At 60.4% G+C, this 22147-nt stretch carries 15 protein-coding genes; 3 read left to right on the top strand and 12 right to left on the bottom strand.

The window, feature by feature from the left end; translation table 11 throughout:
• Window positions 1–96: 96 nt before the first annotated feature.
• Complete coding sequence (locus HNQ40_RS16565; protein ID WP_184678930.1) at window positions 97–3702, top strand: adenosylcobalamin-dependent ribonucleoside-diphosphate reductase; 3606 nt, start codon at window positions 97–99, stop codon at window positions 3700–3702.
• A gap of 344 nt (window positions 3703–4046) precedes the next feature.
• Here the strand turns inward: HNQ40_RS16565 and HNQ40_RS16570 are convergent, their stop codons facing one another.
• The 11 genes from HNQ40_RS16570 to HNQ40_RS16620 form a co-directional block, all read right to left on the bottom strand.
• Window positions 4047–4370: a hypothetical protein gene (locus tag HNQ40_RS16570; RefSeq protein ID WP_221435593.1), complete on the bottom strand. Its 324-nt coding sequence runs from the start codon at window positions 4368–4370 to the stop codon at window positions 4047–4049.
• Entirely contained in the window at window positions 4367–4792 is a 426-nt protein-coding gene (locus tag HNQ40_RS16575; protein WP_184678932.1) for an HIT family protein, read from the bottom strand. Before HNQ40_RS16575 ends, HNQ40_RS16570 begins: the two co-directional genes overlap by 4 nt.
• Window positions 4793–4803: 11 nt before the next feature.
• Entirely contained in the window at window positions 4804–8061 is a 3258-nt protein-coding gene (locus tag HNQ40_RS16580) for a hypothetical protein (RefSeq protein WP_184678933.1), read from the bottom strand.
• 83 nt (window positions 8062–8144) lie between these two features.
• Entirely contained in the window at window positions 8145–9650 is a 1506-nt protein-coding gene (locus tag HNQ40_RS16585; protein WP_184678934.1) for a PilW family protein, read from the bottom strand.
• A complete protein-coding gene (locus HNQ40_RS16590) occupies window positions 9647–10552 on the bottom strand; it encodes a PulJ/GspJ family protein (RefSeq protein WP_184678935.1) in 906 nt (301 codons plus the stop codon). Before HNQ40_RS16590 ends, HNQ40_RS16585 begins: the two co-directional genes overlap by 4 nt.
• A gap of 8 nt (window positions 10553–10560) precedes the next feature.
• Window positions 10561–11460 carry a prepilin-type N-terminal cleavage/methylation domain-containing protein gene (locus HNQ40_RS16595; RefSeq protein WP_184678936.1) on the bottom strand — a complete coding sequence of 300 codons (900 nt, stop codon included), beginning with the start codon at window positions 11458–11460 and terminating at the stop codon, window positions 10561–10563.
• Between the two features lie 2 nt (window positions 11461–11462).
• Window positions 11463–12041: a prepilin-type N-terminal cleavage/methylation domain-containing protein gene (locus HNQ40_RS16600; protein WP_184678937.1), complete on the bottom strand. Its 579-nt coding sequence runs from the start codon at window positions 12039–12041 to the stop codon at window positions 11463–11465.
• A 61-nt stretch (window positions 12042–12102) separates the two neighbouring features.
• Window positions 12103–13425, bottom strand: coding sequence for a type II secretion system F family protein (locus tag HNQ40_RS16605; RefSeq protein ID WP_184678938.1), 1323 nt, complete (start codon window positions 13423–13425; stop codon window positions 12103–12105).
• Between the two features lie 103 nt (window positions 13426–13528).
• Window positions 13529–15205: a GspE/PulE family protein gene (locus HNQ40_RS16610; protein ID WP_246402917.1), complete on the bottom strand. Its 1677-nt coding sequence runs from the start codon at window positions 15203–15205 to the stop codon at window positions 13529–13531.
• Between the two features lie 463 nt (window positions 15206–15668).
• Window positions 15669–16796: a type IV pilus twitching motility protein PilT gene (locus HNQ40_RS16615; protein WP_184678940.1), complete on the bottom strand. Its 1128-nt coding sequence runs from the start codon at window positions 16794–16796 to the stop codon at window positions 15669–15671.
• Between the two features lie 133 nt (window positions 16797–16929).
• Window positions 16930–18693: a GspE/PulE family protein gene (locus HNQ40_RS16620; protein WP_184678941.1), complete on the bottom strand. Its 1764-nt coding sequence runs from the start codon at window positions 18691–18693 to the stop codon at window positions 16930–16932.
• Between the two features lie 208 nt (window positions 18694–18901).
• Here HNQ40_RS16620 and HNQ40_RS16625 point away from each other — a divergent pair, with 208 nt between their 5' ends.
• Both HNQ40_RS16625 and HNQ40_RS16630 read left to right on the top strand, forming a co-directional pair.
• Window positions 18902–19894, top strand: coding sequence for a S1C family serine protease (locus HNQ40_RS16625; RefSeq protein ID WP_184678942.1), 993 nt, complete (start codon window positions 18902–18904; stop codon window positions 19892–19894).
• Between the two features lie 106 nt (window positions 19895–20000).
• Window positions 20001–20432, top strand: a complete 432-nt coding sequence (locus HNQ40_RS16630) for a PilZ domain-containing protein (protein WP_184678943.1) — start codon at window positions 20001–20003, stop codon at window positions 20430–20432.
• Window positions 20433–20754: 322 nt separating this feature from the next.
• On the opposite strand, the gene glyA is transcribed toward HNQ40_RS16630, so the two are convergent.
• Window positions 20755–22047, bottom strand: coding sequence for a serine hydroxymethyltransferase (gene glyA, locus HNQ40_RS16640; protein WP_184678945.1), 1293 nt, complete (start codon window positions 22045–22047; stop codon window positions 20755–20757).
• Between the last annotated feature and the right edge of the window lie 100 nt (window positions 22048–22147).

Genomic DNA, 22147 nt, shown 5'->3' on the forward strand with positions numbered 1-22147 from the left:
CTGGGCTTTTCGACAGACCATACCCCGCCGCGGGCAGGGACGACCCACGGCTGACCGATTTATTGACTTTTATTTTTACAGAGGATTAGGGGCTACATGCAGATCAAACGGAAATTTACCGAAGCGGGCAAGGACGTCTTCAGCACCGTCGAGTGGACCACACGGTCGACCAAAATCGCCAACATGGACGGCAGCGTCGTGTTCGAAATGAACGACGCCGAGCTGCCCAAGGCCTGGTCACAACTCGCTTCGGACATCATGGTTTCCAAGTACTTCCGCAAGGCTGGGGTGCCTTCGGACGGCGGACCCAACGGCATCGCGTCGCCCGACTTTCAGGAAGGCGACAAGGTCACCAACGGCCCCGAGAAGTCGGCCAAGCAAGTCATCCACCGCCTGGCCGGTTGCTGGCGTCACTGGGGTGAGAGCCACGGCTACTTCGACACCGCCGAGGACGCCCAGGCGTTCTACGACGAACTCTGCCACATGATGCTGCACCAGCAGTGCGCCCCCAACAGCCCCCAGTGGTTCAACACCGGCCTCAATTGGGCCTACGGCATCAACGGCCCCGCCCAGGGCCACCACTACGTCGATCCCAAGACCGGCAAGGCCAAGAAGTCCGAAGACGCCTACACCCACCCCCAACCCCACGCCTGCTTCATCCAGTCGGTTGAAGACGACCTGGTCGGCGAAGCGGGCATCATGGACCTGTGGACCCGTGAAGCCCGCCTGTTCAAGTACGGCAGCGGCACCGGCACCAACTTCTCCAACATCCGCGGCGAAGACGAGCCCCTGTCGGGCGGCGGCAAGTCGTCGGGCCTGATGAGCTTCCTCAAGATCGGTGACCGCGCTGCGGGGGCGATCAAGTCCGGCGGCACCACCCGCCGTGCGGCCAAGATGGTCTGCCTCGACCTCGACCACCCCGACATCGAAAACTTCGTGTCGTGGAAGGTCCGCGAAGAGATCAAGGTCGCGGCCCTGGTTGAAGGCATGAAGCACCTCGGCGACGAGATGCAATACACCGCCAAGGAGCTCGGCCTCGTCCTCGACTACGACTTCAATGGCGAGTCGTACCAAACCGTCGCGGGTCAGAACTCCAACAACTCGGTCCGCATCTCCAACGACTTCTTCCGCGCCGTGCGTGAGAACGGCGACTGGGGCCTGGTGCGTCGTACGGATGGCGAGCTCGCCAAGACCGTCAACGCCAAAGAGCTATGGGACAAGATCGGCTACGCCGCGTGGCGTTGTGCCGACCCGGGCGTGCAGTACGACTCGACCATCAACGAGTGGCACACCTGCCCGGAAGCGGGGCGGATCAACGCGTCCAACCCCTGCTCGGAATACATGTTCCTGGACAACACCGCGTGCAACCTCGCGTCGCTGAACCTCCTGACGTTCTACAACGCCAAGGAACGCACCTTCGACGTCGAGCGGTTCGAGCACGGCGTGGCGCTGTGGACCATCGTGCTGGAGATCAGCGTGCTGATGGCCCAGTTCCCCTCCAAGGAGATCGCCGAGCTGAGCTACAAGTTCCGCACGCTGGGTCTGGGCTACGCCAACCTCGGCGCGATGCTGATGCAAGCGGGTATCCCGTACGACAGCGAACGCGGCCGGGCGATCTGCGGCTGCATCAGCTCGACGCTGACCGGCAAGAGCTACGACACCAGCGCCAAGATGGCCAAGGAGCTCGGGGCGTTCCCGGGCTACAAGAAGAACAAAAAGGCGGGTGACAACATGCTCCGGGTCATCCGCAACCACCGACGCGCCGCCTACGGCGTCACTTCCTCCAACGCCGAGGCGGCCGCGGTTGGTGGGTACGAAGGCCTCGAAATCAACCCCGTGCCCATCGACGCCGACAAGCTCACCGACGAAAGCGAAAGCTTCGGCACCCTCGCCAACAGCGACGACCTGATCGCCTCGGCCCGCAAGTGCTGGGACGACGCGCTCAAGCACGGCGAGAAGCACGGCTACCGCAACGCCCAGGCCACCGTCATCGCGCCCACCGGCACGATCGGCCTGCTCATGGACTGCGACACCACCGGCGTCGAACCCGACTTCGCCCTGGTCAAGTTCAAGAAGCTCGCGGGCGGCGGCTACTTCAAGATCGCCAACCAGTCCCTGCGTCCGGCCCTCGAATCGCTCGGCTACGACAAGGACCAGGTCAAGGACGTGCTCACCCACGTCATGGGCACCCTCTCGCTGGACGTCCCCGTCCCCGGCGGCGACCAGACCTTCGCGGGTTGGCTCATGGACAAGGGCTTCGAGAGCGACGACCTGGCGAAGATCACCGACGCCCTGCCGACGATCTTCGACATCAGCTTTGCGTTCAACGCCTGGACGCTCGGCGAAGACTGCATGGACCGCATCGACCGCGTCGAAGAAGCCAAAGACCCGAGCTTCAACCTGCTCAAGTCGCTGGGCTTGTCGGGCAAGCAGATCACCGAGCTGAACGCCGTGATCTGCGGTACGCAGACCGTCGAAGGCGCCCCGCACCTCAAGGACGAGCACCTGCCCGTCTTCGACTGTGCCAACAAGTGCGGCCCGACCGGCGAGCGGTTCATCCACGCCCACGGCCACATCCGCATGATGGCCGCGGCTCAGCCCTTCATCAGCGGCGCAATCTCCAAGACGATCAACCTGCCCAACGAGGCCACCATCGAAGACATCCAGGACTCCTACGAGCTGTCCTGGGAGCTCGGCCTCAAGGCCAACGCCCTGTACCGCGACGGATGCAAGCTCAGCCAGCCGCTCAACAACAAGGCGAGCGATGAAGAGGAAGACGACGGCGTCGAAGATGTCGAAGGCATCGAAGCCGCCCTCGAAGAGGTCGCCGAGGACATCGTCGAGACGGCCGCGGTCGCCGCCGCCGCGGATGCGTTGCAGAGCACCGAGACTGTCCGCACCGTCGAGAAGGTGGTCGAGAAGATCGTCGAACGCCCGATGCGTCGCCGTCTGCCCGACACCCGCACCAGCCGGACCCACAAGTTCAACGTCGCGGGCCACGAGGGCTACCTCACCGTCGGCCTCTACGACGACGGCCAGCCCGGCGAACTGTTCATCACCATGGCCAAGGAAGGCTCGACCATCGGCGGCCTGATGGACTCGCTCGGCACCGCGATCTCGGTCGCCCTGCAGTACGGCGTGCCCACCTCGTCGCTGGTCACCAAGTTCAGCCACCAACGCTTCGAGCCCGCGGGCATGACGCACAACCGCGACATCCCGTTCGCCAAGTCGCTCGTGGACTACATCTTCCGCTGGATGGGTATGGAGTTCGTCCCCGGCTACCGCGAGGCCAACGCCCCGCAACGCCCCAGCGACAAGAAGACCGAATCCAAGAAGGAAGAGGCCCCCAAGGCCAAGGTCGCGATGCCGGCCGTCGTCGAGGGCAAAGCCCAGGACGACAAGCCCAAGTCCGACCGCGTGAAGATCACCGATGTCGAGGCCAAGGCCGACGAAGCCACCGAAACCGGCGACCGTGCCTGGGGCTTCGCGGAAGGCAAAGCCGCCGACAAGACGACCGCCAAGGCTCCCGCGGTCGAGCAAGCGACCGAAACCGCCACGGCCACCGAGAGCAACACGCTCACCGAAGCCATGAGCTCGATGCAGGCCGACGCCCCGGCGTGCGACGTCTGCGGCACCATCACCGTCCGCAACGGCACCTGCTACAAGTGCCTGAACTGCGGTGCCTCGATGGGCTGCTCGTAAACCACACACCCCGCGTCGCACGCTCACCGGCGTGCGACGCGGTTGGACTCGCAACAGAGTCCGACAATTGAAGACGCCCCTAACCGAGGGGAAGCGAACGCGGCAGGTTCAACCCAAGGACGATTTTTGCAGGATGCCCCACTGAACCACGACTCTCTCTGAGCTCGCACGACGCGACGCCCGGGGCCAAGGCCGGCCCCAAGCCCAACAGCTTCCTTCTCCCTCCCCCCGATCGGACCCACCACCGATCGGGGGCTTTTTTATCCGCCCCAAGATGCACTATCTCAGCGCACGATAAAGCGCCCTCGGTATCTGACTAAAGAGCATGGATATCCGCCAGGAGATTACATCACCGAATGGCCGCAATGGATCAACTCGGAGGCCCGATACAGAGCTACCCCGGCGATGAAGAACGTCAGGAGAAACAGAATGATCGCGGCGAGCAGGACCGCCCAGAGATGGACCAGCGATGGTTCCACCCGAAGCCGAAAGGCGTGACGCACCGCCCAGACCTGGTCAAGCTTCTCCGCAGTCCAACCCGCGTCCAACGCGTGAATCCGGTGGTCCTGCCAATAACGAACATACACACCAGCCCCAATCCATCCCCAGATCACCGCCAGGCTTTGGCGCAGGAAACGGCTGGAGGTATGGGCACACTCAAACATCATGCGCTTCCCAGCGCGGCAACGATCTTCGCTTTTAAATCCGCCGCATCCTCATCGCTCAGCTGACCCGCAGGCCAATTGAATTCCAGCCCCGCGTGTGGGCTCTTGGCGGTATACCGCGGAATGAAATGGAAGTGCACATGCATCACGACCTGCCCCGCGGCGCCACCGTTGTTCTGCAAAACATTGACGCCGTCGCAACCGGTAGCGGCTTTCACCGCCGAGCACAGCCGGGGCATTACACGCCCTAGCGCGGCACCAACTTCTGCCGGCATCTCGCCAAGCTCCACATAGCAGACCTTAGGAATCAACAGGCAATGCCCACGCGACAGGGGGCCAATATCGAGAAACGCCAAGACGTGCTCGTCTTCGTAAATGCGATGGCAAGGTATCTCCCCAGCCACGATTTTTTCAAAGATCGACATGCTCTACAACATCAGGGAAGGGTTTGGAACGTGCCCACTTGGCTGGCGATGCCATTTTCTTTACGAACAAACAACCCGATAACCCGACGCTCATCGGTCACGGAGCTGAAGTCGCTCGCATCGTGCTCGCGTACCCAGATGTAGGCAGCAAAGCAGTCGCTCCGCGTCGTGGCGACCTGAGACAGCCAACGGTACACCAAAATCTCTTCTTCCCGGTCGTCGGCGACTCCGTCATCAATGGGGACACCGGCAGTATCCAAATAGTATTCGTTGCCAAAGTCAACGCGCACGTCAGTGCCGTCAACCTGCTCACTTGTCACCGTATCACCGACGTAATTACCTTGCGTTCCATTAGTGGTGAACACGTCGGCCAGGAGCGGCACCAGCTCGCTTACATAAGCAATTCCTTCGCTTTGCCCTATCGTGGTGCGGGCGCTGACACTGGAGCGCAGAGCACCTCCTGGATTATCACGAAAATCAACAATCACCGCTGCCACAGCATTGGCCAGTGTTGGATTAGAGAACGGAAGCGATCGCTCGATTAATTCCTGGCTCGCAGTATTGAGGTTGATCGTGCCGGGCGTGAATGAGTCTTCATAAATCGTAAACTGCTCAAGCATCAGCACCGCATGGGGAACGTTAAGAGAGTCCACCGCTGCATTGACTTTGGGTGCCCCTGGGGAGAAGTCCAGATACAGATCATCGGGGTTCGGGGTGCCGCCGTGGTCGGCTTCCCACAACAAGTTGATCGGCTGAGTCCCCGAGTAGCCTAGCCCGGTGATTTGAGCCAATTCCCCGATGTGGCGCATTCTGTTGTTGTCGTAGTTGGGGATGATCACCTGGGCCTGCGCGTCATTCATCGCGGTGTAACCGGTTGGCACAGCCTTGGCTTGGCCAAAATCCCAAGAGTTAGGCACAGAGGAGGGGGATACGGGGAATACATCCGGGCGATCCGGCGTGCCGATGGCCAGCATATTGATACCACCCCAAGCCGTAGTGGCACGGGCCTCGAAAAAGCTTTGCTGAGGCGCAATCGGCATCGACACATCGCTGGTATTCGTTAGCAGAGGAGGAACCGTGGAAATACTCACGGACTGGTAATTAGCGCCAAGCGGGGTGTTAGCTGCGGTTGAAGCCATCATCCCTAGCTCAAAATCTTCGGGAGCATTCGGCGTGCCTGCGGCTTGATCTGTTGGCCATGCTTGTAGCGCAGCGGCACCGCTCATATCCACAACGATTGTTTCGGTCGCGGTTACCGACGCCGTGATATCGCCTGCCATGGCCGTACCTAAAGGATCAACATAAAATACGATTGATTTACCCGGATACAAGAGTTCTTGCTCATTGATATCGGGCGTCGCCGCATTATTTGTTGTAATTCCATTCGCCGTGTTAAATGCAACCATAGCTGCTGGCGTGACGATGGACAACAAATCATCGGTGGACAACAGCGTCAACGAACCGCCGGGCGGTGTTACCGTTAAGTAAACATCATCGAGCGAAATTGGGAATTGGAACGGATTAGCAATCTCGATCGCGAAGATCGCACCACCAACATTGGACCACTCCGACTCGGTCGCGGTCGAACTCACCAAGTCATAGATACCGCGCCCGTAGGCCTCGGCGATGAAGGGGAGTGCCTCTAAGCCCGCGCGCCCCCCTGCGCCCCCTGTGACCGTAACAAAGTTGTCCTCATCAACATAGTCGGCGATGTTCGACGTGAACTGGTCGCTGATCTCAGGAATAGTGAAGCCCAGGGGGACACCGCCCCCCAAAAATAACTCGATACGATCGCTTACCGAGTTTTTAGTGTCCGCGTAATCGGCATCTGTGGCATCGAAGAGAGGCGTCAGATTAAGCCGGTTATTGGAAAACGGCACAACTCCGCTGGGGGCAAGGTGGCTAGTCCCACTCAGCACCGTCGAGTGGACGCGGGCATTGATCTCGAAAAATTCTTGAAGATCGACGGCATCGGAGGCCTTGTCACCGAGGTAGCGTTGATAGTCGGCTGACGTCTCATTGCCACTAAAGAAATCGCGGAGGCCGGTGCCGTTGGTTTCAAAAGCTTCGTTGGTCGTGGTGTCTTCGTTGACTCCTCCTTGATTGAGGAGTTCATACATGTCGTCTAACGTGTATGCGTTGGTGTAATCCGCCACGTAGTTATTCGTAGCAAAGCTACTGGCAGAACCATCCCAGAAAGCTGTGCGATCGTCGCGAAGTGTGGGGACGCCAGACGTTCCGGTATGCCGTGCGATGATATCGGTGCCGAGTAGGTTGAGATCTGCAGCGTTTGCCGTTCCGGGTACGGCCGCGTTTTCCGCATTACGCGTTTCGTTGACGAACCGCCCAAGATCGATCTCCGCGGGGGTGTCCCATCTCGGAGCGTGCTCACTGGCAACGGTGGTTGTGGAAGTTTCGTAGTCATACCTGGCGGTGTTGTCTAGAGGGCTGGTGGCGGTATTGAGATTAATCCGGCCCGACAAATCAATGATGCGCACTGCCATCGTATAGGCCTTGCCTTCGATAACGGGGATGGTCGCCCACGCCCAACGGCTATCAGGAACACCATCGCCATCCGCATCCACCAAAAGGGATAGGGTGGGATCCGCGAAATCGGCCGGGGCGGGTAGGGTATGACGCACATTCGTGTTAATAGAAACGTTGCTCATTCCCGGCGTTGCAACACCCGCATGATTAATCGGGCTCTCTGTTGGAGCCGATCCAGCCGCGAGGCTGGTCAGGTCGCTGTGTCCCGCGGCAGAAAGAAAGACGCCGTTCAGGTCTGTGATATTCTCCCAATACGGCGTACCGCCCAAGTCGCTGGGGCTCGAAGATGCGAGCCACTTGTTATCAAGGTGCCCGCCAACCGCGGCGACGGAACTCGCTGTGGTTAAAGAAGTGACCTGATAATTGTTGGCACCACCCGTCGCGACATTCGTCCACGGGTAATCGAACGGCTCGTCGCCCTGGGTTTGATTGACGATCCCGGTGGACAGCAGGTTGGCGTTATCGTCACGGGCATCATCTGAAATGGTGTCTTCAATTTTAACGAGGACCGCAGCGACGACGGTATCGATATCACCCGTGGATTGTCCGGCTTGCCCCCGCTGTACCCGAGCAACTTGTAGATAGGACGTGCCCAAGGTGGCCATGAGAACCAGCGCTACCATGACCAACAGCACCACGTTCCCCCGCCGCCGGGCAGGGTTTCGATAAGAAGCGATCAAACGCAAGTAGATCGTGGAGATAGATGTCGTTTGTTTAAACATCGTGTCAGTCCTTTCATGCAGGGCAATCCGCCTGCAGTGTTTAGCCCCGAGGGTTTTGCGGGGCGGACAAATATGGGTCGTTTTTATTGCGGTGTGCGTTCAACGGGGATCATGATTTCAAACCATCGCCCCACGGTAGGTTCGACTTCGCCGTTAGGCTGTGCGTCGTAGGTCACTGCGGGACTAGTCCGTTGCAGGTCTTCGTTGACATTCGTGTCTTGAGTCGTGGCCAATCGACCACGTCCGTCGTGTAGGCGATAACGGATGCGGATGATGTAAGGCCAGGAAGCGGGTTTATCGTGCCGCCAGACAAAGGCTGCGTCCGCGGCTACCGCATTCGCCGCAAGGCCCAACTCGCCTTCGGGGTCCGTGTCGATAAACGTTGCGTAAGCTTCCGCGGGGTTTGTGAACGCCCCGGCAGCTTGGATGGGGGGGAGGTTGTCCATGCTGTACCAAACGATGTCACCCGAACCCGTTGCGGTGCTGTCGTCAGCAATACCGTCTGAGTCATAGTCCAGGTCGGGCGTCCCGTCAGGAAAGCCCGTAATCGTGCCGTCGTTGTGATAATCCCCAGCAAATTCGATGATGAAATCGCTCACCCCTTGCATGAAGAAGGGGTGCATCTGTGCAATCCGCCAAGAATCATAGGGAACGATGGGCGCGTCGTTGATCTGCACCCGCTTGTTACGCTCTAAGAACATGCGCTGGAAGGCTGCGGTACGGTAATTCTGATCATTGGTGGTGCCGGAGTCACCCGGCCCAGAGGTACCAGCCGCGTCAAAGAAGCCCTCCTCGGCACCATCCGCAACAAGCGCGAATTGACTGACGTCAGCCAAAGAAGAATAGTTTTCTTCAGTCACGCCACTTGTCCCGCTATAACCGGAAACCGCACTATCCGCAGCCACGCCATCGACGTGGATCACGCCCGCAACAGACCCGCCCGCACTGGGGCGATCCGTTAGGTAAAGCTCCTTGCGTGCGAGCACCCACTGCCAAGGATTACGGTTTAGCCCGGTGAGACTAAAGTCATCTAAAAGTCCCGCAGGAGAGCCATTTTCGTTGGTACGGTTTCCGTGGCCGTACCAAATCAACGAGTGGCTTGCAACGTAGTTTCCAACACCCGCATAGCTGGTACGTATTGAAGGGGCCAGCGTATCGACAACCCCACCATTCCCATTTGTCTTAAGAAACATCAACTGGTCGCTTCTCAGCTGTCCGATCAAGGTCTCCTCGCCGATCCGTTCGGCATTGGTCATCGCGACTTGCGGATTCGCGATCGTCCCACCGCGTGTGACACGGTAATTGACAATGGCCAGCATGCCGGGCGTATCGCTTGGATCAAGAGCATTCCCCCCCGGATCATCGAGCGGGCCCAGCATATCTTCGCTGTCCACACGCAGCTGCTCGGTCATCGTGCGCTGATTCGCAATTACATCGCCGAGCTGAACACCGCGTGTCACCGCCTTGGTGGTGCTGTTAAAGATGGTGTTTACTAGGCCGATGATGACCAGGGTCAGGGCAACCGACACCAAAAGCTCCATCAGGGTGAAGCCTGCCCTAGCAGATTGAGGGGAAGTCACACGATTCATGGTTGATAATCGATCGATGATTGGGGGAAAATCAAGATACGGCGGGCCGGATTGCGATTGGCAGGGTCACCGTTGACCCGCCCACCGGGATCGGCGATCCACAGGGCATCGGGGGGATTCGGGTTCGCGCTGACAAAGCCAACAATCTGGATGATGTCGTCACCAGCTCCGTTCTGATCGACTGCATCGATGATATAAGTCGTGCCATTGCTATCGAGGATCGGCACTGCGGGAGCCAATTGGAAAGCGTCGATCGTTCCGTTGGGTACTTCGAACTGGTCGACGAGCACCGCAGAATTCGAAAAGCCGTTGATATCCACGCGGAGCACCGAGGGGTACAGCGCATCACTCGGCGACGCTGAATTGATGGTTGTTTCGGCGTGGGAATAGTCCACGTCGTCGCGCCGCTGCATCACGAAGGCATAGAGCTCCCATGTCCGGTTGCCTGATCCGCCGAGGGTGGGGTCTGCGCTGGCGTCGCGGATCAGAGGAACCCAGAGGCTCGCAGCATCCTGAGAGGCGTATACCGAGGGATAAGTACGGTCGCGGATACTGAATTGCCTGAACAAATCATTACCTGCCGCGACCCCGTTGATCAGAGGTTGCACTGAGTTACCAAGAGGCCCGGGCTGATCTGCGGCATCGGTGCTGTACTGCGTGTCGTATACTCCGCCTTCGATGATCCGAAGCTTGCGAGACGACACCATCGCTTCGGCATTGTTCACGGCCTGATCGAGTTCGAGGTCGTTTACGGTTTGTTTCTGAAGGAAGATGGCTGTCGGGAAAATCGAAGCCACCGCAACAGCACCGATGGCAAAGATACCGACAGCAACCAGCACTTCCATCAGCGTGAAGCCGGAAGATCGTCGGGACGAGAGGTTGGCGGGGGATAAGCAGAACATGGTGAGTCTTAGTTTCGGATGATGGCGCCGGTGGTGGGGCTGAAGAAGAAGATCTTCGCCAGGGTGTCGTCGTCTTGGGTCATAAAGGCTTGAATGTCGGCAGCTGAAGCAGAACCCCAGCCCCCGGTATCGACGTCGAAGGTTTGCTTGTCGTAGATCACGATGGCGGTCACCGTCTCGATCTGCTCGTAGGGTAATTCATAACGCAAGCGATTCTTCGGGTCGGAGATATCGCCGACGGTCGCCACCCCGGGGTTGATGCGGGCGTCCCAGTCATCGGGGTTGTAGCCGCCAGGGCGGCCGTCACCTGTGGTGTAATCCCCATCGGCGTCTTTGTCGTAATAAACGGCGCGGTCAGAACTAGCCGAGGCCGTACCTACGATAAGCTTTCCGTTTTCGTCAAAAGCAACCGCGAAAGGCGGAGGAACAAAAACCAAGCCGTTAATGCTTGTGGCGTTTGTGTTGCGGCGCATACCCGCCACGCCCGTCCCCTTGGGGAGGATGATGTAGTCGCGGCCCTCAATGTCCCTATACCCGTTTTTGGGCGGCGTGAGAAGTTCAAGGGGGTTGCCCGCACCGTTTACTGCCAACTGGTCGTTGACTACCAATCTACACTCGCCAGACGGCGTGAAGATGATCGCGGTCCCGTCGTAGTTGCCGGTGAGCCCACCCGGCAGGACACCAATCGCGAAGTTGTTTTCCGTCGCCGCGAGCGAACGGGCGGCGTCGACCGCAACCGAAACGGTATTGGTTGCCGAGGAAACCCGGCTGCTCTGCTGCATGGTTTGTAGCACCGGGAAGCTCAGCCCCACCATCAAACCAATGATGGCAATGGCCACGATCAACTCGATGAGCGTGAACCCACGATCACAAGTGCGCCGGAGGTTGTAATACTTGTAATTTTTCATGATTACGGCAACTCAAAGCTGTAGATATTGTCCGCGGCCGCGTCGTCCGGATCGGCCAGAACGCTGTGGTCACCCCATAGACCGTCGGGGCCTGCCGAAGCAAAGAACGGCTGGGCATAGGGGGGGAACTGAGCATTGGTACCATTGCTTGTGGCTGTAGCTGAACCGTCAGACAGTTCTCGGTACTCGATCTCTAACCCCCAGGCATCGACGACGGTCCCCGGTGTTCCGCCATCGGTTGGAGAGTAAAAGGCACGATTAACCGTCTTTTCAATCATCTCTTGGGTGATCGGTTGAGCTTCAACCTGCTCAACGAACCATTCAATCGAGTTATTGACGCCCGCAGTCGAGGAATTTGATGAATCGTCATCTGGGAATTTACCGTTGGTTTGCGCGCGGTACTCAGTTTCAACACCAGCAAGCTGTTGAAGCAAAACACGAATCTTTTCGACTTGCGCCTGCTCCCGCATCTTGGACATACCAACGGCTCCCAGCGCGAGAAGCAGGGCGATGATCGAAATCACCACGAGGATCTCGATCAGGGAAAAACCGGCGCGGGATGAGGCTAGCGTGTTTCGCATTGGGTTCCGTGGAGGCAGGTATAGGGGGAGACAAAGAGTCGCGACTGGCTACGCCGTGGCCTTACATCACCGACTGCATCAGCTTGACCAGCGGGAGGAACAGGGCGATGACGATCGCGCCGACGATACCGCCGAGCACAACGACCATGACCGGCTCGAGCAGCGAGACCAGACCCGCCACCGCGACGTCGACTTCTTCGTCGTAGTTGTCGGCGATCTTCAGGAGCATCTTGTCCAGGTCACCGGTCTCTTCGCCAACGTCGATCATGTTGACCACCAGCGGGTCGCAGACCTTGGCCTTACGCAGAGGCTCGGCGAACGAGTCACCCTGACGCACGCTGTCGTGGACGTCCATGAGGGCGTTGGAGTAGACATTGTTGGCCGTGGTCTCGGCGGTAATGGTGATCGCGTCGAGGATGGGAACACCGGCGTTGACCAGCGTGCCGAGGGTACGGGTGAACTTGGCGATGGTGGCTTTGCGGACCAGGCCGCCGAGGATCGGGGTCATCAGCGTGAGGCGGTCGAACACGGCCTTGCCGCCGGAAGTCTTCCGGAGCATCTTGACCGCGAAGAAGATGAAGAACGGGGCGAGCAGTACCCAGAGGATGCCAGGGATCATCTGATCCTGGTTGTAGGTACCGTCTTTGGCTCCGAGGAAGCCGAGCATGCTGCCGCCCAACCACTTGGACATGTCGATGAGTATGATCGTGAGCTTGGGCATATCGGTGTCGAAGTCGTCAAAGATCTCGATAAACTTCGGCACGATCAGGATCATGATGCCCAAGACGATGATCATCGCGACGCTGATCACCGCGGCGGGGTAGATCATCGCGGAGATGATGCGCCGCTTGAGGCGGGCCGCTTTTTCGAGGAACTCGGCCAGACGCTGCAGGATGAGGTCAAGCACACCGCCGACCTCACCGGCCGCGATCATCTTGGTGTAGAGGTTGTTGAAGGCTTTGGGGTGTTTGGCGAAAGCATCGGAGAGCGAGGCACCGGAGGAGACGTCTTCGTGGACCAGGCCGAGCGTGTCCTTCATGAGGCCGGGCTTCTGCTGTTGTTCGAGGATCGAGAGCGAACGGAGGATGGGCAGGCCCGCGTCTTGGAGCGTAGAGAGCTGACGGGTGAAGAGCGTCAGGTGCTTCTGGCTGACACCACCGATGTTGATGGTGATCTGGCCGCCTTTTTTCTTGGCCCCACCACCAGCCGCGGCACCACCGGCCGAACCGCCGCCGCCTTTCTTGACCTTCTGTTCCCGGATCGAGGTGGGGAAGAAGCCCTGGCTCTTGATCCGTGCCAACGCCTCGTCGCTGTTGGCGGCGTTGATCGTGCCTTTCTGTGGCTTACCCGAGTCGTTGAGTGCTTCAAACTGGAATGTCGGCATGGTGGGTACTCCTGCGGGGGGCGCGGCCCAAGCGGGCGGCGGAGTGGCGGTGGGGTTCCGCGGTGTTCGTGGCCGGGCCGAGCGGGGCACCGGCGTGAATGGATCAGTCTTCGATCATGGTTTCTTTGACGACTTCGTCGATGGTGGTCAGCCCGTCGTAGAGGGCCATGAGGCCGCCCTGACGGAGCGTGCGCATCCCGCGTTTGCGGGCTTCGGCACGGAGCAGCTGGGTCGAGGCTTGTTTCATGACCAGGTCCCGGATCTCGTCATCAAACATCATGATTTCGAACAAGCCCATCCGGCCCTTGTAACCCGACTGGTTGCAGTAGTCGCAGCCCACCCCGCGGAACAGCTGCCGACCTTCGAGGTCTTCGGGCGTGAGGTTGAGCATGAACAGCTCGTCTTCACTCGGCGTGTAGGCTTCCTTACAACGCGGGCAAATCTTGCGGACCAGACGCTGGGCCAGGATGCCCTCGATGGTCGCGGTGATCAGGAACGATTCAAGACCCAGGTCCAGGAGACGGGCGATCGAGGAGGGGGCATCGTTGGTGTGGAGCGTGGTGAACACCAAGTGGCCCGTGAGCGAGGCCTGCACGCCGATGCGAGCGGTTTCGAGGTCACGCGTTTCGCCGACTAGGATCACATCCGGGTCTTGACGGAGGAAGCTCCGCAGAGCCGCGGCGAACGTTAAACCCACTTCGGTGTTGACCTGGACCTGACACAGCCCGTCGATGTCGTATTCGACCGGGTCCTCAGCGGTGAGGATTTTTTCGGTGGGCTCGTTGAGTTCGGCAAGGGCGGAGTAGAGCGTCGTGGTCTTGCCCGAGCCGGTGGGGCCGGTGACGATCACGATGCCGTTGGGCTTGTGGATGAGCTGGCGGAAGGTCTCCAGGTCGTCGGGCCGCATACCGATCTTCTCGAGGTCGAGGTTCACGTTGCCGCGGTCCAGGACCCGCATCACGACCGATTCGCCGAACATGGTCGGCAGCACCGCGACACGGAGGTCGACAGGCTTGCCGCCCACGACCAATTCGATCCGGCCGTCCTGAGGGAGACGGCGCTCGGCGATGTCCAGGTTCGACATGACCTTCACACGCGAGACGATCGGGCCGGCCAGGTGGCGCGGCGGCGGGATCATCTCGTAGAGCACGCCGTCGATGCGGTACCGCATCTTGAACTCGTCCTCGAACGGCTCGAAGTGGATGTCCGACGCCTTGTCTTTGATCGCCTGGAGCAGGACGAGGTTCAGGAGGCGGACGACGCGGTTGTCGTTGGCCATCGCCATCTCGTCTTCGAGGTCGATCGACGCGTCGCCCTCCTGGAAGTCCGCCATCGACTCGTCTTCGGCGAGGTCGGCCACCAGCGAGGCAAGCGACTCGTCGTCTTCGCCGTAGAACCGGTCGATCGCGTGGTCGATCTGCCCCGCGGGGGCAACGACCGCATCCACGGTGAACCCCATGAGCAGGCGGAGGTCGTCGAGAGCCCGGAAGTTGTCGGCCGACTTCAGGGCGACCGTCAGCTTGTTGGTCGAGGCGTCGTGAGCGATCGGGATGATGTGGTAGGCGTTGGCCATCTCCGCGGGGACCATGCGGACCACTTCCTCTTTCAGATCGAGGTCCTCGAGGTCGATCGTCCGCATCCCCGCTTGGGCGGCCAGCGCGATGTTGATGTCGTCGTGGGTGCAGTAGCCGAGCTCCACCAGAAGCTGGCCCACAGGCACCCGCTTGGACTTCTGCAGCTCGAGAGCTTCCTGAGCCTGATCACGGGTGATCTTGCCCATTTTGGTGAGCACACGCCCAAGTCGGCGTCCACTGAGTTCAGAATTTGCGGCAGCTTTTTTGGCCATCGTGTTTTTCCCAAGATCGGGGTTAAGGATACAAACCAGCGGCCGATCGAAGCGTTTTTATCCAGGTGTCCATCGCAAGGCTATTCTTTGAAATTGCTTGATGTCAGAGACAATCGCGGGAATTTCGCGGAAAGGCATAGGGTCAAGGGTGCGAGGGAACGATTGGGAAGGATTCTGGCGGGTTTCTGCTTCGAAAGAGGCTTGGTTTAGGTAGATCCTCAATACTTATCGTATCGAAGGGACCAGAACAAACAAGGAATTTTGACGCTCCATAGTGATTGGACACATGGATTTCGATTTGGATCGGAGTTGATTTATGTGAATTGTGAGGGCGAAATCGGCCCGTTTGATGGCGGCCCACCCAGCCCCTTGAGCAAGGGGCCCAGCGATCTCTCGATCACGCGGCATCGTCATCCAGCTCGGGCCGACCGATCGTGCCACCGGCACGGTGGACTTTTTCGATCAGCTGATCGGAGTTGGAGCCCCGGTCGATCATGTCGCCCGCCGCGATCTTGCCCGCGGCGTAGAGCTCCCAGAGGAAGTCGTCGAGCAGCTTCATGCCGAACTTCTTGCCGGTCTGGATGGCCGACGGGATCTTGAAGGACTGGGCCTCCCGGATGAGGTTGGCGATGGCGGGGGTGACGACCATGAACTCGTAGGCGGCGCACATGCCCTTGGTGTCGACCCGCTTGAGCAGCTGTTGGGAGAGCACCGCGATCAGGGCGACCGAGAGCTGGGCCCGGACCTGCTGCTGCTGGTTGGTGGGGAAGGCGTCGATCAGGCGGTTGATCGTGCCCGCGGCGGAGTTGGTGTGGAGGGTGCCGAACACCAAGTGGCCGGTCTCGGCCGCAGTGATGGCGGCCTCGATGGTTTCGAGGTCCCGCATCTCGCCGACGAGGATCACGTCAGGGTCTTGACGCAGGGCCCGACGCAGGGCCTCGGAGAAGCTGGGCACGTCGGTGCCGACTTCCCGCTGGTTGACGATGGACTTCTTGTGGGGCTGGTAGTACTCGATGGGGTCTTCGACCGTGATGATGTGGCGGTCGAGGTTGATGTTGATGTAGTCGATCATCGACGCCAGGGTGGTCGTCTTACCCGAGCCGGTCGGGCCGGTGACCAGGAACAGGCCCCGCGGGCGGCGGATGAGGTCTTTGACGATGGGTGGCAGGCCGATCTTGTCGATGTCCAGCAGCTTGTTGGGGATCCGCCGCAGCACCATGGCGACGCTGCCTTTTTGCCGGAAGATCGACACACGGAAACGGGCGGACTTCTCGGGGTCGTCCTGCGGGCCGTAGGCGAAGCCGAAGTCGGAGCCGCCTTCTTCCTGCAGCTCGTTCTGCGCCCGCTCGGGGCTGATCGACTTCATCAGCGAGGTGGTGTCTTCCGAATCGAGCGACTTGGTCTTGAGCTCGACCAGGCGGCCCGACATCCGGACGGTGGGGGGCTTGCCCACGGTCAGGTGTAAGTCGCTGGCTTCCTGCTTGATCACGGTGTCAAGCAGACGGTCGATTTGCATGGCGGACATAGCGTTACCTTTATTTGGCGATTTAGTAATTTTGTGATTGGGTGATTGAATAAACCAGGAAGCGAAACAGCGGTTCGAAGCGTGTTGGCTGTGAAATCACCCAATCGCCCGATCGCGAAATCGCCCAATGCGCCTACGCGGCCAAGTCGTCGTCTTCGAGCTCAACGGTGCCTTCGACCTGAGCGATACGTGCGATTTCTTCGAGGGTCGTCTGGCCGTCGAGGACTTTCAGCTTGCCGTCGCCCAGCAGCGTCCGCATCCCGGAGGCGACCGCCGCCGCACGGAGCTTGCTGACCTGAGCCCGGTTAAACGCCAACTCGCGGAGCTCGGCGTTCATGAACATCAACTCGTACACCCCACGACGACCGCGGTAGCCGGTGTTGCCGCAGCGGGCACAGCCCTGGGGCTTGTAGATGGTCTGGCCTTCGAGGTCGCTGTCGGTCATGCCGCACAACGCCATCATCTTGCGGTCGGGTTCGGAGTCAGGCACCTTGCAGTGATCGCAGAGGATCCGCACCAGACGCTGGCCGAGCACCGCCTGGATGGAACTGGCCACGAGGAAGGGCTTGAGGCCCATGTCGATCAGACGGGTGATCGCCGAGGGGGCGTCGTTGGTGTGCAGGGTGCTGAAGACCATGTGGCCGGTCAGCGCCGCCTGGACCGCGACCTCGCCGACCTCCATGTCCCGGATCTCACCGACGAGGATGATGTTGGGAGCCTGACGCAACATCGCCCGCAGGATCAGCTTGAAGTCCAGCGGCGGGTCCATATTCATGTTGACCTGGCACTGGTTGATCCCCTTGAAGTTGTATTCGATGGGGTCTTCCGCCGTGATGATCTTGCGGTCGGGGCGGTTGAGCTCGTTCAGCGCCGAGTACAGCGTGGTCGTCTTACCCGAACCGGTCGGCCCGGTCACGAGGAAGATGCCGTTGGGCCGGTGGATGACTTTCTGGAAGCCTTCGAGGGTGTCGGCCCGCATGCCGAGCTTTTCGAGGCCGAGCATCGCCGCGTCGGGACGCAGAATACGCATGACGATCGATTCGCCGTGGTACGTCGGGCAGGACGAGAAACGGAAGTCGACGATCTTGCCGTCGACCCGCATCTTGATCCGGCCGTCCTGCGGAATCCGTTTCTCTTCGACGCGGACGCCAGCCATAATCTTCAGACGAGCCACCACCGAACCCTGCGTGCGCTTGGGGATCACGTCCCGCTCGTGGCAGACACCGTCGATGCGGTAGCGGAGCCGAACGCGGTCGGCGAAGGGTTCGATATGGATATCCGACGCCCGGCCGTTCACCGCCTCGGCGATGATCTGGTTCACCAGCTTGATGATCGGCCCCTGGTTGGGGTCGTCGCTGTTGTCCTCGATGTCGATGGATTGGTCCATCGAGCTGTCGAGCGACATGTCCATCGAGGTGTCGACGGACATGTCCATGGTCAGCTTGTCGATCGAGTCTTTCACGTCCGACATGACGCTGTCGATGTACTCGCTGATCTTGCCCTTGGCCGACAAGGCCAGCTCGACCTTCCCGCCGAGGCGGAACTGCAGGTCGTCGATCAGGTTGATGTCCATCGGGTCGTGGACCAGCACCTTGAGCGTGTTGCCGTCTTTGCCCAGGGGCAGGACCAGGTACTTCTTGACCATGTCCTGGGGGATCAGCTCAAGGTTGTCCCGGTCGATGACGTTGGGTTGGTCCAGGTCGACAAACTCCAGGCCGAACTGGGAGGCCAGGGCCTTGGCGACGTCGTTCTCGGTGATGTAACCCAGGGCCACCAGCGATTCGCCGATCCGCTTGCGAGAACCCTTGGAGATTTTCAGGGCTTCTTCGAGCTGCTGGTCATCGACCAACCGCCACTGTTTTAGTATCTGCCCGAGCTGTAACCTTTTGCGCGCCATCGGCACCTCTTGATGGGATAAACAGAATACCGATCCGAACAGACCGTCTCCCGCGGGGCGGGACTTAAAATTATGTGCCCCCGGCAGACGAACCGCAAGTAACACCTTCGCGGCGAACCCAAAAATCACGCGATGCGTATGCATCGATGACCGTGGCACGACACGCCACAACACCGACTCAATCCACCCCGGCATGAAAGGAACCGACATGAAATCTCGTTTTGCTGTACCCACACTGATCATTTCCGCCGGCCTCGCCGGACTCCACACGGCCGCGTTGGCCGAAGACGTTCCAGCCATCGAGCCCGAGGCTCAACCCCAAGCCGACCCGGCCGCGGCCGATAACGCTCCGGGATTCCTCGGCGTGGCGGTCGCCGAAACATTGGCCCCGCCCAACGCGGCCCCCGAAACGCCCGAGACGGTGCTCGTCGTCAGCCACGTCCTGCCCGGTTCACCCGCCGACGCTGCGGGCCTCCGCAGCGGAGATTTGCTGCTGAAATTCGACGGCCAGGTCATGTTGCACCCCACCCAACTCACCCGGCTCGTCCCCACCTACCCGGCCGGGCAGGAAGTCGAGCTCACGCTTCTGCGCGACGGTGAACAACTTAGTCAGCCCGCCACCCTCGCCGAACGCCCCGCCGAGCTCGGCGATCGACCGGCGGTTGCGCCCCGAATCGAGCAACCCCCGTTTGCCGAGTGGGAAGCGCTCCCGTTCGAACTCCAGCCCAACAACCTGCAACACGACCTGCAGGAGATGCAGCAACGCATGGACCGGCAGTTTGAGCAGATTTGGCAGATATTCCGCGAAGGACTCGGCGAAGGCTGGCCCGGCGACGACCTCTGGGATAACGGCGATCCCATCAAGCTCGACTTCGATCTCGACCTGAACAACCTGCCGGGCAACTTCGGCCAGAGCGTGACCGTCCTCCAGGACATGGCCCACAAACTCACCATCACCCAAAACCAGGACGGCCGACACCTCAAAGCCACCGACCTCGAGGGCAACACCCTCTTTGAGGGGCCGATCGACACCACCGAGCAACTCAACGCGGTGCCCGAAGATATCCGCACCAAAATCCCCGAGCCCGGCGACAACGCGATGCCCGAGCTCCGCCGGATCGTCCCCGAGAACTGGCCCCCGTTCCGCCAAGAGCGTCCGGATAACGTCGAGCAGCCGGCACCTCAAGGCCGTGCGGTCTGAATCGGGTCCGGCGAATGCCTGAGATTTTGAGTTTTTTCGGCAGACCTCCGCGTGTCATCACGGAGGTCTGCCGATATTCAATAGATATCCACCACCCGGGGCCGTTATGCAGCCACCACGCCAAAACACTCCACTCACGCCACCGATCACGGACGCCGAGATCGACGCGGTCCTGCGTGAACTCGACAAGGTCCAGGTCAGCCCCGACTTGATCGCGCAACGCGAACACCCCCGGATGCCTTACCGCGAGCCGGTCGCGGTGGTGTGCGAAGCGGGCGATTGGCCCGGCGACGTGGTTCGTTTCACCGCGGTCTGCCACGACCTGTCGGACGGCGGCCTGGGCATCCTTTCGCCGGTCTTCATCAGCCCCGGAACCCTGGCGGTTATCACCCTGGTCACCGCCAACGGCCATGAGTTGCCCGTCACCGCCACCCTCGCCTACTGCACCAAGGTGCGTGAACACGTGTACAAGTGCGGCGCGAAGTTCGACATCCCGATCGACAGCGTCGCGTTCAGCTCGATGCGACGCGCAGGCTGAAAATAATCCTAATCGAGTTGCCGGTGATATTCCTCGACTAGTCGAGCGGCAATTTTGTGATTGCGTTCAGGACGCTCATCTAATCCCATAGCCTTTGACTCGATCATGGCGAGGTATTGAGTGAGCTTGTACTGATCCGCTGCACTTTCTAGTAATTGGATCAACTGAGGGATGTAGTTGTCGTATTCATCGCTCGCAACCGAATATTGGTTGACGCCTATGGGATCCCATTCATTCCAAAGAATGTCATGGATTGCGTGCCACAACGAGTCTCGACTACCCATCGCATCAGGTCTGTAGTAGGAATAAGCGGGGCGCTAATTCAGTGCGGCATCGGATAACGTTTGCACAGCTCGACCACGTCCGCGCGGACGGCGTCGAGGGTGGCTTCGTCGCCCTTGCTGGTGAGCACGCGGTCGATCAGGTCGGCGACCTCGGGCATCACGTCCTCCTTCAGGCCACGCGTCGTGAGGGCGGGGGTGCCCAGGCGAATGCCGCTGGTCTTGAACGGAGAACGCGTCTCGTTGGGCACGGTGTTCATGTTCGAGATGATGCCGGCCGTTTCGAGCCAGACTGCCGCTTCCTTGCCGGTGAGTTCGGGGTCGGTGGGGCGGAGGTCGATGAGGACCAGGTGGTTGTCGGTGCCGCCCGAAGCCAGGGCATAGCCCTTGTCCATGAGCGACTTGGCGAGGACCGCGGCGTTGTCGACGACCTGCTTGGCGTAGACCTTGAACTCGGGCTGCAGGTCTTCGCCGAAGGCGACGGCCTTGGCGGCGATGACGTGCATGAGCGGTCCGCCCTGCGTGCCGGGGAAGATGCCGGAGTTGAACTTCTTGGCCAGGTCCTCGTCGTTGGTGAGGATCAGGCCGCCGCGCGGGCCGCGGAGGGTCTTGTGGGTGGTCGTGGTGACGACGTGGCAGTGCGGGAACGGGCTGGGGTGGGCGCCGCCGGCGACGAGGCCGGCGATGTGGGCGATGTCGGCCCAGAGGATGCAGCCGTGGCGATCCGCGATCTCGCGGAACTTGGCGAAGTCGATCGTGCGGGGATAGGCGGAGTAGCCGCACATCAGCACCTTGGGCTTGTGCTCGGCACAGACCGCCTCGACGGTGTCGAAGTCGATGTAGCCGTACTCGTCGGAATTCTCGTCCAGGATCAGGTCGTAGGTCACGGGGTTGAGCCACTTGCCGGAGATGTTGACCGGGCTGCCGTGGGTCAGGTGGCCGCCCTTGGACAGGTCGATCGCGGCGAAGGTGTCGCCGGGCTCCAGGAGGGCGAGTTGGACGGCGAGGTTGGCGTTGGCGCCCGAGTGGGGCTGAACGTTGGCGAAGTCGCAGCCGAACAGCTCCTTGGCCCGCTCGATGGCGAGGGTTTCGACGTCGTCGTAGAACTTGCAGCCCGAGTAGTAGCGCTTGCCGGGGTAGCCCTCGGCGTATTTGTTGGTCAGGCAGGACCCCTGGGCCTCCATCACCGCGGACGAGGCGTGGTTCTCGCTGGCGATCATCTCCAGGGTGTATTCCTGGCGCTCTTTCTCAGCGGCAATGATTTTGGCCACGGCCGGGTCGGCAGAGGCGAGGGCGGAGGGGGCGTCGTTCAGCAGGGCGGCGTCGGTGGTCATCGGTCGTCCGGGGGTAAGGGGGGCGGTCAATCAAGCGAATCGTATCGGGCTCGATGGGGCGGAGCAAAAACCCCGCTCCGCCGTCGCCCGGAATCGGCGT

It is taken from the genome of Algisphaera agarilytica, from assembly GCF_014207595.1.
Taxonomy (GTDB): Bacteria; Planctomycetota; Phycisphaerae; order Phycisphaerales; family Phycisphaeraceae; genus Algisphaera; species Algisphaera agarilytica.

What these genes read in the sequence shown, in the direction of transcription:
- HNQ40_RS16605 (WP_184678938.1), bottom strand. Translation starts at nt 13,425, where the DNA reads ATGCCGACATTCCAGTTTGAAGCACTCAACGACTCGGGTAAGCCACAG.
- HNQ40_RS16580 (WP_184678933.1), bottom strand. Translation starts at nt 8,061, where the DNA reads ATGTTTAAACAAACGACATCTATCTCCACGATCTACTTGCGTTTGATC.
- HNQ40_RS16620 (WP_184678941.1), bottom strand. Translation starts at nt 18,693, where the DNA reads ATGGCGCGCAAAAGGTTACAGCTCGGGCAGATACTAAAACAGTGGCGG.
- HNQ40_RS16610 (WP_246402917.1), bottom strand. Translation starts at nt 15,205, where the DNA reads ATGGGCAAGATCACCCGTGATCAGGCTCAGGAAGCTCTCGAGCTGCAG.
- HNQ40_RS16595 (WP_184678936.1), bottom strand. Translation starts at nt 11,460, where the DNA reads ATGAAAAATTACAAGTATTACAACCTCCGGCGCACTTGTGATCGTGGG.
- HNQ40_RS16575 (WP_184678932.1), bottom strand. Translation starts at nt 4,792, where the DNA reads ATGTCGATCTTTGAAAAAATCGTGGCTGGGGAGATACCTTGCCATCGC.
- HNQ40_RS16570 (WP_221435593.1), bottom strand. Translation starts at nt 4,370, where the DNA reads ATGATGTTTGAGTGTGCCCATACCTCCAGCCGTTTCCTGCGCCAAAGC.
- HNQ40_RS16625 (WP_184678942.1), top strand. Translation starts at nt 18,902, where the DNA reads ATGAAATCTCGTTTTGCTGTACCCACACTGATCATTTCCGCCGGCCTC.
- HNQ40_RS16590 (WP_184678935.1), bottom strand. Translation starts at nt 10,552, where the DNA reads ATGTTCTGCTTATCCCCCGCCAACCTCTCGTCCCGACGATCTTCCGGC.
- HNQ40_RS16585 (WP_184678934.1), bottom strand. Translation starts at nt 9,650, where the DNA reads ATGAATCGTGTGACTTCCCCTCAATCTGCTAGGGCAGGCTTCACCCTG.
- HNQ40_RS16615 (WP_184678940.1), bottom strand. Translation starts at nt 16,796, where the DNA reads ATGTCCGCCATGCAAATCGACCGTCTGCTTGACACCGTGATCAAGCAG.
- HNQ40_RS16630 (WP_184678943.1), top strand. Translation starts at nt 20,001, where the DNA reads ATGCAGCCACCACGCCAAAACACTCCACTCACGCCACCGATCACGGAC.
- HNQ40_RS16565 (WP_184678930.1), top strand. Translation starts at nt 97, where the DNA reads ATGCAGATCAAACGGAAATTTACCGAAGCGGGCAAGGACGTCTTCAGC.
- HNQ40_RS16600 (WP_184678937.1), bottom strand. Translation starts at nt 12,041, where the DNA reads ATGCGAAACACGCTAGCCTCATCCCGCGCCGGTTTTTCCCTGATCGAG.
- glyA (WP_184678945.1), bottom strand. Translation starts at nt 22,047, where the DNA reads ATGACCACCGACGCCGCCCTGCTGAACGACGCCCCCTCCGCCCTCGCC.